Genomic DNA, 11,846 nt, shown 5'->3' with positions numbered 1-11,846 from the left:
GAAAGGGCCACCGTGAGCGACGGGCTCGAGATCACCCCGTTCATGCCGAGCGACGTGGCGGAACTGCTCGTCCTGCAGCGCTGCTGCTGGGTGCAGGAGGCGATCGCGAACAACAGCCTCGAGATCCCGCCGCTGACCGAGACGCACGACGACATCCTGCAGTGGACGGCGCAGTGGGCGACGTTCGTCATGCGCCTCGACGGTCGGCTGATCGGTGCGGTCCGCGGCCGGGCGGAGCCGGAGCACCGCTGGCACATCGGGCGGGTGATGGTGGCCCCGGACCTCGCCGGCCGGGGCCTGGGCACCGAGCTGATCTCCCTGATGGAGTCGCTCGCCCCGCCGGGCACCGAGGAGTTCATCATGTTCACCGGCGCGGGCAGCGAACGCAACATCCGGACATACCAGCGCGCGGGCTACGTCGTCTCCGAACCCGAACCGGCGCCGCACGGCGGCGTGGCGACCGTGACGCTGCGCAAGCCGGTAAGGTGATCCCCCGAACCCGAGCGAAAAGGAAGTGGATCCGTGGTGCGCAAATCGGCCAGGCCGAAGCTCGTCGCCGCACCGAATCCGCAGCACGCCCGCGCGGTGGATCCGTACATCCCCGGGCACGGTAATCCCGGCTACCGGATCTCGCGGTACGACCTCGAACTCTCGTACAAGGTCGAGAGCAACCGGCTCGAGGGCAGGGCCGAGATCACGGCCACCACGAACGAGCCGCTCAAGCGGTTCGCGCTCGACCTCTCCGATGCGCTGAGCGCGTCGAAGATCGCGATCAACGGGCGACGGCCGCAGCGCTACACCCAGCGCGGCGGCAAGCTCGAACTCACTCTCGCCGCGGAGGTCCCCGCCGGCGCGGCGATGACGATCTCCATCCGGTACGCGGGCACCCCGCGCCCGATCCGCTCCACCTGGGGCGAGGTCGGCTGGGAGGAGCTCTCCGAGGGCGTCATCGTCGCCTCGCAGCCGAGCGGCGCACCGTCGTGGTTCCCCTGCGACGATCACCCGGCGTCCAAGGCCGCCTACCGCATCGCGATCACCACCGACTCCCCGTACCGCGTGGTCTCCAACGGCAACCTGGTCTCGCGCAAGGTCTCCGCCGCCCACACCACCTGGGTCTACGAGCAGGCCGAACCGATGGCGTCCTACCTCGCGACCATTCAGATCGGCAGCTACGACCTGCTCAAGGTCGCCGAGAAGCCGGTGCCGATCCGCGCCGCCGTCCCGGCCCGCCTCACCTCCGACTTCCAGCGCAGCTTCGGCAACCAGGAGCGCATCATGCGCGCCTTCACCCGCTGGTTCGGCCCGTACCCGTTCCCGCAGTACACGGTCGTGGTCACCGACGACACGCTGGAGATCCCGGTCGAGGCGCAGACGGTGTCGATCTTCGGCGCCAACCACTGCGACGGGACGCGCGACGCCGAGCGGCTCGTGGCGCACGAGCTCTCGCACCAGTGGTTCGGCAATTCGCTGACGCTGACGCGGTGGAAGGACATCTGGCTGCACGAGGGCTTCGCCTGCTATTCGGAGTGGCTGTGGGCGCAGGAGTGCGGCGAGGCCACCACGCAGCAGATGGCGGCCCGCTACTACGCGAAGCTCGCGGCCTCGCGCACGGACATCGTCGTCGGCGATCCCGGCCCGGACCTGATGTTCGACGACCGCGTCTACAAGCGGGGGGCGCTGACGGTGCACGCGCTGCGCGTCGCACTGGGCGATCCGGCGTTCTTCACGGTGCTGCACGAGTGGACGGCCGAGTACGCACACCAGTCGGTCACCACCGAGGACTTCATCACGCTCGTCGCCAAGCACAGCCCGGAGCCCCTGCGCGAGCTGTGGCGGACCTGGCTCTACGAGACCGCGCTGCCTCCACTTCCGGTGCTCACCGCCCTCTGACGGGGCCGGATCGCGGCGTTCCGCCGGCGGCGGAAACTTTTCGTGGGGATGATGTCGAAACGGGCTCGTCCCGTTCGACGCATGGACGAGACACGCTCACCACACACAGAAGGACTGATCGATATGCCTCGTTTCATGGGATTCGTACGGATGGCGGAGGGCCCCGAGGTCGGTACCCCGCCGCAGGCCCTGTTCGACGCGATGGACGTCTACATCGGCGAGCAGGCCGCGAAGGGCCACTTCCTCGACGGTGGCGGCCTCTACGGCACCGAGGACGCAGTCAACTTCGTCGTCCGCAAGGGCGAGATCACCCGGGTCGACGGCCCGTACGCCGAATCGAAGGAGGTCGTCGGCGGCTGGTCGCTGCTGCAGTACGACACCGTCGAGGAGGCCGTCGCCGCGTCGGAGGAGTTCGCGCAGTTGCACGCCACGCACTGGCCCGAGCTGACCATGGTCTCCACGCTCCGCCAGATCTCGGACGAACCGCCCGCCCCGGCGGACGCCTGACGCATCGGCGGTGGTCCCGCCTACGCTGGTCGTCGTGCCAGCCGGGACCACCGCCGAAGCGATCACCGCCACGTGGCGCGCCGAATCGACGCGCCTCATCGGCGCGCTCACCCGCATGACCCGCAGCATCCAGCTCGCGGAGGACCTGGCGCAGGACGCGCTCGTCGCCGCGCTGGAGCAGTGGCCGGAGAAGGGCGTTCCCGACAATCCGGCCGCGTGGCTCATGACCACCGCCAAACGGCGCGGCGTCGATGCGATCCGCCGCGCCGAGAACCTGCGCCGCAAGACCGAGGAGATCGGCCGCGGCCTGCGGGAGGACGACGTCATGCCCGATCTCGACGCGCAGGTCGACTTCATCGAAGACGACGCGCTGCGCCTGATCTTCCTGTCCTGCCACCCGGCGCTCACCCCCGAGTCGCGGGCGGCGCTCACGCTGCGCGTCGTCGGCGGCCTCACCACCGCCGAGATCGCCCGCGGCTTCCTGGTCCCAGAGAAGACCATGGGGCAGCGCATCTCCCGCGCGAAGAAGACACTCACCACGGCCCGCGCCGAGTTCGAACTGCCCACCGGCGAGGAACGCACGCGCCGGCTCGACGACGTGATGGCGGTGATCTACCTGATCTTCACCGAGGGCTACTCCGCGGCCGCGGGCGAGGATTGGATGCGCCCCGACCTCGCGCGGGAGGGGATTCGCCTGGCCCGCATGCTCGCCGGGCTCGCGCCCGATGAGCCGGAGGCGCACGGGCTGCAGGCGCTCGTCGAGCTGCAGGGCTCCCGCCTCGACGCCCGCACCGGTGCCGACGGCGCGCCTGTCCTCCTCGACGATCAGGACCGGGAGCGCTGGGACCGGCTCCTGATCCGGCGCGGCCTGACCGCCCTGCGTCGCGCCGAGGAACTCGCCGCGCGCGGGATCCCGGTGGGCCGCTACTACCTGCAGGCCGCGATCGCCGCGCAGCACGCCCGCGCGACGACGCCCGCCGACACCGACTGGGCCCGGATCGCGCGCCTCTACGACGCGCTGGCCCACGCCGCGCCCGGGCCGGTCGTCGAGGTCAATCGTGCTGTGGCGCATGGGCGGGCCTTCGGCCCCGAGGCGGGGCTCGCCGTGCTCGACGCGGTCGATCCGGCGGTACTCGGCGAGGCGCCGCTTGTGCCGAGCGTCCACGGTGATCTGCTGGAGCGCGCCGGTCGGCACGCGGAGGCCGCGGACCGGTTCGACGAGGCCGCGCGGCGCACCCGCAACGCGGGCGAGCGCAGGCTGCTCAGCCGTCGGGCGCAGGAGAACCGTTCGGCGGCGGGGTGATCGGTCAGCCGAGCCAGCGGGGCAGGGCCCCGGCCGCCCGCGCCTGAGCCAGCGACGGTGCCGCCGTGTCCTTCTCGGAGAGGATCGGCGGAACCTCTTCGGGCCACGCGATGTTCAGGTCGGGATCGAGCGGGTCGACGCCGTGCTCCGCGGACGGGTTGTACTCGGAGGAGACGTGATAGGCGACGACGGCGCCGTCGGTCAGGGCGCAGAAACCGTGGCCCAGCCCCTCCGCGAGGTAGACGGTGCGGTGCCCCTCGGCGTCGAGACGCACCGTCTCGACCGCGCCGAAGGTGGGCGAGCCGACCCGCAGGTCGACGATCACGTCGAGGACTGCGCCGTGCAGACACGCCACCAGCTTCGCCTGCCCCGGAGGGACATCGGCGTAATGGATGCCGCGCACCGCACCCACGCGGTTGACCGAGACGTTGGTCTGCGCGACGACGAGCTCATGGCCGGTGGCCTCGCGGAAGGCGGAGGCCTTGAACAGCTCGAAGAACTCGCCGCGCGCGTCCGGGCGGACGATCGGGTCGAGCACGAAGGCGCCGGTGATCGGCAGCGGCGTGACGTTCACCGGCCCTCCTCCAGCAGACCGTGCAGGTAGGCGCCGTACCCCGATTTGCTGAGCCGGTCCGCGTGCTCGCGCAGCTGCGCGTCGTCGATGAAGCCGGACCGCCACGCCACTTCCTCGGGCGCGCCGATCTTGGTGCCCTGCCGCTGTTCCACGGCGCGCACGTAACCGGTGGCGTCCGCGAGGGCGTCGAAGGTGCCGGTGTCGAGCCACGCGGTGCCGCGCGGGAGCACCTCGACCGAGAGCCGCCCCTCGCGCAGGTAGTGCTGGTTGACGTCGGTGATCTCGTACTCGCCGCGTGCCGAGGGCCGCAGCCCCCGCGCCACCTCGACGACGGAGGGGTCGTAGAAGTACAGGCCGGGCACCGCGTACTGCGAGCGCGGCCGCTCCGGCTTCTCCTCGAAGCCGATCGCACGGCCGGCATCGTCGAACTCGATGACCCCGTAGGCGCGCGGGTCGGCCACCCGGTAGGCGAACACCGCACCACCGTCGACACCGTCGAAGCGGCGCAGCTGGGTACCCAGGCCCGGACCGTAGAAGATGTTGTCCCCCAGGATCAGCGCCACGGTCTGATCGCCGATGAAATCGGCGCCGAGGACGAAGGCCTGCGCCAGGCCGTCCGGCCGCTCCTGCACGACGTAGCTGATCTGCACGCCGAACTGCGCGCCGTCACCGAGGAGCCGGCGGAACTGATCGGCGTCCGCGGGAGTGGTGACCACCAGGATCTCGCGGATTCCCGCCAGCATAAGGGTCGAGAGCGGGTAGTGGATCATCGGCTTGTCGTAGACCGGTAGCAACTGCTTACTGACGCCGACGGTGATCGGGTGCAGCCGGCTTCCGGTCCCGCCGGCCAGGATGATCCCTCGCATGTGGCGACTCTATCGGATCCCAAAACGGTCATACTTTGAACGATCGTCACTGATATGATCGTTTCATGAACAAGAAGCAGTGGGCTCTCGTCGTCATCGCCCTCGTCGCCGCTCTGACGGTGCCGCTCGGGGTGCGGATCGCAGTGGCGAACACCTTCGCCTTCGACGAGCAGCGGGTCAGCATTCCCGTCACCGACGCGCTCGCCGCGGGCGGCACGGCCGCCGACGCGCATACCGGCGGTCGGCTCGACGCCGTGCTGACCACGCCCAAGGGCACGACGGGCCGCCACGGCCTCGTCGTATTCGTGCACGGCGACGGTGCCGCGAACGCCTCGCGCGACGACGCCTACCGCCCGCTGTGGGAGGCCTTCGCCAAGGCCGGGTACGCGACCCTCGCGTGGAACAAGGCCGGGGTCGGCGGCGCCCCGGGCAACTGGCTGGACCAGTCCCTCGCCGACCGCGGCGCCGAGGTCGCCGCCGCCCTCGACTGGGCGCGCACCCGGCCCGAGATCGATCCGGCCCGGATGGGCGCGTGGGGCGTGAGCCAGGGCGGGTGGGTGCTGCCGCCGATCGCGGCGAAGCGTCCGGACCTGCGGTTCCTCGTCCTCGTCGGCGCGGCGGTGAACTGGCTGCGGCAGGGCGGGTTCAACCTGCGCAGCGACCTGCGCGACGCGTCCGATCAGGAACGACAGCAGGTCCTCGCCCGGCGGGCCGCGAACGTCGCGCTGCTCGAGCGCGGCGCGACCTACCGCGAGTACCTGGAGTCGAAGGTCGACGGGGAACCGATGAGCGAAGACCGCTACGGCTTCGTCCTGCGCAACTTCCGCGCCGACGCAACGGCCGACATCCACCGGATCGGCGTTCCCACCCTCCTGCTCCTCGGCAGCGCCGACCGCAACGTCGACACCGCGGAGACCGCGCGCGTCTACGCCGCGCAGATGCGGCCCGGCCTGCTCACCGAACAGACCTTCCCCGGCGCGACGCACAGCCTCACCCGCGACGACATCGAGTACCGCAGCACGGACCCGCGCGTGATCGCGCAGGCCGTCGTCGCGCCGCGCTCGATCTACGCGCCCGGATACCTCGACCGGCTCACCGCCTTCGCCGAGCAGTGGCGGGCGGTCACGGAATGAGGTTCGCCGTCCTCGGCGCCGGGGCCATGGGGTCCCGCGCCGCGCAGACCCTCGCCGCGCTTCCCGGTGTCGACGACCTCGTGGTCGCGGACCTCGACCGGGCCCGCGCCGAGAGCGTCGCGGCGGCGCTGCCCGCGGCCACGGCCCGCCGTGTCGACGTCGCCGACGGTGTCGCGCTCCGCGGGTTCCTGGCGGACGTCGACGTGGTGCTGAGCACTGTCGGGCCGTACTACCGCTTCGGCGCCGACGTGCTGCGCGCGGCCGTCGACACCGGAACCGACTACATGGACATCTGCGACGACTGGGAACCCACCGCAGAGTTCCTCGAGCTCGACGGTGCCGCGCGTGCGGCCGGGATCTGCGCCGTCATCGGCGCGGGCGCCAGCCCCGGCCTCAGTACGCTCCTCGCCGCGGCGGCCGCCGCGCGGCTGGACCGGGTGCGCGACCTCTACACCGCGTGGCCGGTCGATGCCGCGGGCGCCGCCGGCACAGGCGGAGGCACGATGCCGGGTGCGGCGGGCGTCCACTGGATGCACCAGTGCAGCGGCACCGTCGTCGAGCTCGCGGCCGGCGCCCCGGTCCGCCGAGCACCACTGCGCGCCGTCCGGCTGACCCTGCCGGGCGGCCGGCGCGGCACCGCGTACACCGTCGGCCATCCGGAACCGATCACCCTGCGCCGCACCGTCGCACCGTCGGGCGAATCGGCCTGTCTCATGCTGCTGCGACCGGGCACCGCCGCCTACCTCGACGTGCTCCGGCGCGAGATCGACGGCGGGCGACTCACACCCGACGGGGCCGCGGAGCTCCTGGAACCGCCCTCGTGGTCGAGGGTCCTGCGCTCGCTACCGGGAGCGTGGACGCGACGCGGAGCCGGCACCCTGCCGCCCTTCTTCGCGGCGGCCGACGGGACCGTCGGCGGGCGGGACCTCCGGGTCTGCGCCCGTCTGGAGACCGACGGTGCGCTGCTGCAGGACATGGCGGCCGTCACCGGTGTCCCCGCGGCACTCGCTGCGGCGCAGCTGCCGGCGGTGCGCCGCCCCGGCGTCCACCCGCCGGACGCCCTGCTCGACGGTCCGCGCCTGTTCGCGGACCTGGCGGTAGCGTTCCCCGGAACACGGATGATCGTCGACGAGGAGGCCGGGTGGCTGAGGGAGTGATCTCGACGCGCGCGCTCATCGAGGCGATGCTGCGCGAGGACGCCACGATCGACGGCGGGGAACTGTACGCGGTCGCCGAGGCGCTCGACATGAGTGATCAGCAGGTGCGCCTGGCGATCAAACGACTGATCTCCGAGGGCCGGTTCACGGTCACCGGGCGGGGCCGGGGCGCGGTACTCACCGCGACGGACGCGACCCGCGCGGGCATCGAACCCGATCGCGCACACATCCGGCTGGCCTACGCGCAGGACCGCGGCGACGCACCGTGGGACGGCGTCTGGCACCTCGCTGGCTTCGCGGTGCCGGAGTCCGAACGCGAGGCGCGCACGGTGCTGCGCGACGCGATCCTCGCGCTGGGCGGCGCGCCGGTGCAGGGCGGCCTGTACGCCTGCGCCCATGCCTGGGAGAAGCGGTTGCGCGTCGCCGCCGGGACGGCCGGCGCGGACACCTACCTCACCACGCTGACCAGCACCGACCTCACCGTCGGCGGCGACCGCGGCGCGGCGGCCGCGCGCCGCCTGTGGCCACTGGACCGGCTCGCCGACGGGCACCGCCGGCTGGCGGACCGCGCGAGCCGGACGCTCACCCGCACACCCGCCGCGCCGCACGCCGAACGGCTGGCCCTGTCCATCGGGCTCGTCGCGGAGTTCACCCGCGCGCACGAGCCCGACCCGCTTCTGCCTCCGGAACTGTTGCCGGAGGACTGGATCGGAGCTCGCGCCCGCGCGCTGGCCGAGCAGGCGTGGACGGCACTGGCTGCGGCCGAGCCGGAATCGCCGGTGCGGCTGCTGCGCTGGTTCGACGCGCCCTTGCAACCCCACTAATCTGTCCCCATGCACATCGTGGTCACCGGCGGCGCCGGCTTCATCGGCGCGAACTTCGTCCGCCGCACCGTCGCGACCCGTCCCGACGTGCGGATCACGGTCCTGGACGCGCTCACCTACGCGGCCAGCGAGGCCACGCTCGACGACGTGCGGGAGTCGATCGCCTTCGTCAAGGGGTCGATCACCGACCCGTCCGTCGTCGACGACCTGCTCGCCGACGCCGACACCGTCGTCAACTTCGCCGCCGACACCCACAACGACAACTCGCTGCGCGACCCGTGGCCGTTCCTCGACACCAACATCCGCGGCACCGCCGTCCTCCTCGACGCGGCGCGCCGGCACGACGTGCGGCTGCACCACATCTCCACCGACGAGGTCTTCGGCGATCTCGCCCTCGACTCCCCCGAGCGCTTCACCGAGGACACCCCGTACCGGCCGTCGAGCCCGTACTCGGCGTCCAAGGCGTCCTCGGACCACCTGGTGCGCGCCTGGGTCCGCAGCTTCGGCGTGCGGGCCACGATCTCCAACTGCTCCAACAACTACGGGCCGTTCCAGCACGTCGAGAAGTTCATCCCGCGCCAGATCACCAACATCCTCACGGGCGAGCGCCCCAAGCTCTACGGCGCGGGCGCGAACGTGCGCGACTGGATCCACGTCGACGATCACAACGACGCCGTCTGGGCGATCCTCGAGCGCGGCCGGATCGGCGAGACCTACCTGATCGGGGCCGACGGCGAGCGCTCCAACCGGGACGTCCTGCGCGCGCTGCTGACGATGATGGACCGCCCCGCCGACGACTACGACACCGTGCCGGACCGGCCCGGCCACGATCTGCGGTACGCGATCGACTCGGCCAAGCTCCGGCGCGAACTGGGCTGGGCGCCCGCGCACGCCGATCTCGATGCCGGCCTGCGGGCCACCGTCGAGTGGTACCGCGAGAACCGGGCGTGGTGGGAGCCGGGCAAGACCGGGGTCGAGGCGGCCTACGCACGGCGCGAGAGCGGCTCCTGAGCCGACCGAATCATGTGATCTTCGACTGAACCGGCCCGGAAAGCACAGGTCCGGCACGAAAACCTGTTTCAATTGTCGCGACACGATGCGACCCCGCCCGCCGGACACCAGCCGGCGGACGACGAGATTTCCGAGGTGACCACCCATGCCGCCCGAAGGCACCCCCGCCGCGACCGCGACCGCTCCCGCTTCCTCCCGTGAGGACCTCGACACCGCGGGGCAGCGCGAACGGCGCAAGCGCATCATCGACGCCACGCTGGCGCTGGCCCGCAAGGGCGGCTACGACGCGGTGCAGATGCGCGCGGTGGCGAAGAAGGCCGACGTGGCACTGGGCACGCTCTACCGCTACTTCCCGTCGAAGGTGCACCTGCTCGTCGCGGGTCTGGTCAGTCAGTTCGAGCGGGCCGGTGAGCGGATCGGCAAGGCGCAGATCCCCGGCGAGACGGCGGCGGAGCGCCTGATGTTCGTGCTGGACCGCAACACCGAGGCCCTGCAGCGCGCCCCCTTGCTCACCGAGGCCATGGTCCGCGCGTTCATGTTCGCCGATGCGACCGCCGCCGCCGAGGTCGAACGGGTGGGTCGCCTCCTGGAGGGCATGTTCGCGCACGCCCTCGGCGTCGCGGATCCCGACGAGCGCCAGCGCGATACGTTCCATCTCATCGCCGATGTGTGGATGGCGAACCTGGTCGCGTGGGTAACCCATCGCGCATCGGCCACGGAGGTCCAGAAGCGGCTCTCAGTGGCCGTCGATCTCCTCATCAAGGACTGACGAACCAGCAGGTCACATCGGGTAATCAAGGGAAAAACTGAAACACGTACTAGTTTTGCCCGCCAGTTGATACGCTCCTCTCGAAAATGAGGAGAGGACACCCGATGGTGGCATTCGGAGGCCGAGCGTGAGGGCCGCGGCGCTGTACCGGCTGTACCGGTTGACCGCGATCTTCACCAAGAGCCTGTCCACGATCGGGCGCTCGGTCCTGCTCGCCGGCCAGATCATCGTCTGGACGGCCCGCGGCATCCTCAAGCGCAACTTCGCAGTGGGCGAGACCATCACGCAGGCGGTCACGCTGCTGCGAGTCACCACCTTGCCCGCCGTGCTGGTCGCGATCCCCTTCGGTGCGGTCGTCTCCGTCCAGGTCGGCGCCCTCGTCGACACCGTCGGCGCCAACTCGCTGGTCGGCGCCGCGTCGGGCATCGGCATCATCCGCCAGGGCGCCCCGCTCGCCACCGGCGTCCTGCTCGGGGGCGTCTGCGCCTCCGCGATCGCCGCCGACCTCGGCTCGCGCACCGTTCGCGAGGAGCTGCAGGCCATGCAGGTCATGGGCGTCGACCCGATCGCGCGCCTCATCGCCCCGCGCATGCTCGCGCTGATGATCATCGCGCCGATGCTGCTGGTCGCGATCGTCGCGGTGGCGATGCTCGTGGCGCTCACCGTCTCGGTCTGGCAGTTCGGTCTCAGCTCCGGCGGCTTCTGGTCCTCCTTCGGCGCCTTCTCCGCCCCGTCGGACCTCGCCTTCGCGGTGCTCAAGGCGGAGACGGGCGCGATGATCGTCGGCCTCGTCGCGGGCCTGCGCGGCCTGGAGGCCTCGGGCGGCCCGCGCGGCGTCGCCGACGGCGTGAACTCCTCCGTGGTGCTGTCGATCACGCTGATCTTCCTGTCCTTCCTCGGGCTCACGCAGCTGCAGACGATGTTCTTCCCGAGTCAGGTGGCCTGATGACCACCACGACCCCACCCGCACCGGCGAAGCCGAAGAAGGGCGCGCTGGACTCGAAGCCGGCCGGCCTGATCGCGCGCATCGGCGAGGCCGTCGTCTTCGTCGCCCAGTCCATCTACCTCGTGCCCGTCGCGCTACTGAAGTACCGCGGCGAGACCTCGCGCGTACTCAAGCAACTCGCCTGGGGCCGTGGCTCCGTCGTGGTCGACGGCGGCGTCGTGGTGATGATGGTGATCCTCGGCGCGGCCAGCGGCGCGGCGGTGGCCATCGAGGCCTACGCGGGCCTGAACCTGATCGGCTTCGGACCGCTGACCGGTGTCATCGGCGGCCTGGCGAACATCCGCGAGATGATCCCCATCTCCGCGGGCATCGGCTTCGCCGCCCAGGCGGGCTGCCGCATGACCGCGCAGATCGGCTCGATGCGGATCGCGGAGGAGATCGACGCCGTCGAGGCGCTGGGCATCCGCTCGATCCCCTACGTGGTCAGCACCCGGCTCATCGCCGGCATCGTCGTGGTGATCCCCGCGTACATGCTCACGCTGCTGCTCGCGTTCCTCACCTGCAAGCTGATCGTGGTCGTCTTCCACGGCCAGGCGCTCGGCACCTACAACCACTACTTCGAGCAGTTCCTCAGCCCGGGTGACATCGCGCTGTCCACACTCAAGGCCGTGGTCTTCTGCGCCGCCGTCACCATCATCCACTGCTACTACGGCTATTTCGCCAAGGGCGGGCCCGAGGGCGTCGGTCTGGCCAGTGGGCGCGCGGTGCGCGCCAGCCTGGTCACAGTGCTCACGCTCGACTTCATCCTGACCATCGTCTTCTGGGGCATCACCCCCGAGATCATCTTCAAGGGCTAGGGGGCGACG

13 protein-coding genes are annotated in these 11,846 nt (G+C 71.2%); 11 read left to right on the top strand and 2 right to left on the bottom strand.

The window, feature by feature from the left end; all coding sequences use genetic code 11:
- Positions 1 to 12 precede the first annotated feature (12 nt).
- The 4 genes from BLQ62_RS03980 to BLQ62_RS03965 all read left to right on the top strand — a co-directional run bounded on the left by BLQ62_RS03980 (position 13) and on the right by BLQ62_RS03965 (position 3,700).
- Entirely contained in the window at positions 13 to 489 is a 477-nt protein-coding gene (locus tag BLQ62_RS03980) for a GNAT family N-acetyltransferase (RefSeq protein ID WP_231857663.1), read from the top strand.
- 36 nt (positions 490 to 525) lie between these two features.
- Complete coding sequence (locus BLQ62_RS03975; protein ID WP_068536469.1) at positions 526 to 1,890, top strand: M1 family metallopeptidase; 1,365 nt, start codon at positions 526 to 528, stop codon at positions 1,888 to 1,890.
- 135 nt (positions 1,891 to 2,025) lie between these two features.
- Complete coding sequence (locus BLQ62_RS03970) at positions 2,026 to 2,397, top strand: YciI family protein (protein ID WP_231857664.1); 372 nt, start codon at positions 2,026 to 2,028, stop codon at positions 2,395 to 2,397.
- A 34-nt stretch (positions 2,398 to 2,431) separates the two neighbouring features.
- Positions 2,432 to 3,700, top strand: coding sequence for an RNA polymerase sigma factor (locus BLQ62_RS03965; RefSeq protein WP_068567427.1), 1,269 nt, complete (start codon positions 2,432 to 2,434; stop codon positions 3,698 to 3,700).
- A 4-nt stretch (positions 3,701 to 3,704) separates the two neighbouring features.
- Here the strand turns inward: BLQ62_RS03965 and rfbC are convergent, their stop codons facing one another.
- Positions 3,705 to 4,274: a dTDP-4-dehydrorhamnose 3,5-epimerase gene (rfbC, locus tag BLQ62_RS03960; RefSeq protein WP_068567152.1), complete on the bottom strand. Its 570-nt coding sequence runs from the start codon at positions 4,272 to 4,274 to the stop codon at positions 3,705 to 3,707.
- On the bottom strand, positions 4,271 to 5,140 hold the full coding sequence (rfbA, locus tag BLQ62_RS03955) for a glucose-1-phosphate thymidylyltransferase RfbA (protein WP_068567154.1): 870 nt from the start codon (positions 5,138 to 5,140) through the stop codon (positions 4,271 to 4,273). Before rfbA ends, rfbC begins: the two co-directional genes overlap by 4 nt.
- Positions 5,141 to 5,205: 65 nt before the next feature.
- Here rfbA and BLQ62_RS03950 point away from each other — a divergent pair, with 65 nt between their 5' ends.
- From BLQ62_RS03950 to BLQ62_RS03920, 7 genes are all read left to right on the top strand, one after another.
- A complete protein-coding gene (locus tag BLQ62_RS03950; protein ID WP_068567156.1) occupies positions 5,206 to 6,273 on the top strand; it encodes an alpha/beta hydrolase family protein in 1,068 nt (355 codons plus the stop codon).
- The gene (locus BLQ62_RS03945; RefSeq protein WP_068567428.1) at positions 6,270 to 7,430 is read left to right on the top strand and encodes a saccharopine dehydrogenase NADP-binding domain-containing protein; all 1,161 of its coding nucleotides are present in this window, start codon (positions 6,270 to 6,272) and stop codon (positions 7,428 to 7,430) included. The genes BLQ62_RS03950 and BLQ62_RS03945 overlap by 4 nt, the downstream gene beginning before the upstream one ends.
- Positions 7,431 to 7,456: 26 nt before the next feature.
- Positions 7,457 to 8,254: a PaaX family transcriptional regulator C-terminal domain-containing protein gene (locus tag BLQ62_RS03940; RefSeq protein WP_068567429.1), complete on the top strand. Its 798-nt coding sequence runs from the start codon at positions 7,457 to 7,459 to the stop codon at positions 8,252 to 8,254.
- A gap of 9 nt (positions 8,255 to 8,263) precedes the next feature.
- On the top strand, positions 8,264 to 9,265 hold the full coding sequence (gene rfbB / locus BLQ62_RS03935) for a dTDP-glucose 4,6-dehydratase (protein WP_068536476.1): 1,002 nt from the start codon (positions 8,264 to 8,266) through the stop codon (positions 9,263 to 9,265).
- A gap of 145 nt (positions 9,266 to 9,410) precedes the next feature.
- The gene (gene kstR / locus BLQ62_RS03930; protein ID WP_068536478.1) at positions 9,411 to 10,034 is read left to right on the top strand and encodes a cholesterol catabolism transcriptional regulator KstR; all 624 of its coding nucleotides are present in this window, start codon (positions 9,411 to 9,413) and stop codon (positions 10,032 to 10,034) included.
- Positions 10,035 to 10,161: 127 nt separating this feature from the next.
- On the top strand, positions 10,162 to 10,980 hold the full coding sequence (locus BLQ62_RS03925; RefSeq protein ID WP_068536480.1) for an MlaE family ABC transporter permease: 819 nt from the start codon (positions 10,162 to 10,164) through the stop codon (positions 10,978 to 10,980).
- Positions 10,980 to 11,837 carry an MlaE family ABC transporter permease gene (locus BLQ62_RS03920; RefSeq protein WP_068536481.1) on the top strand — a complete coding sequence of 286 codons (858 nt, stop codon included), beginning with the start codon at positions 10,980 to 10,982 and terminating at the stop codon, positions 11,835 to 11,837. Before BLQ62_RS03925 ends, BLQ62_RS03920 begins: the two co-directional genes overlap by 1 nt.
- Positions 11,838 to 11,846: the final 9 nt, after the last annotated feature.

Origin of the sequence: Tsukamurella pulmonis (genome assembly GCF_900103175.1) — a bacterium.
In the GTDB taxonomy this organism is placed as follows: domain Bacteria; phylum Actinomycetota; class Actinomycetes; order Mycobacteriales; family Mycobacteriaceae; genus Tsukamurella; species Tsukamurella pulmonis.
The sequence above is the reverse complement of the archived record's forward strand: the minus strand, read 5'-3'. Positions and strand labels throughout refer to the sequence as shown.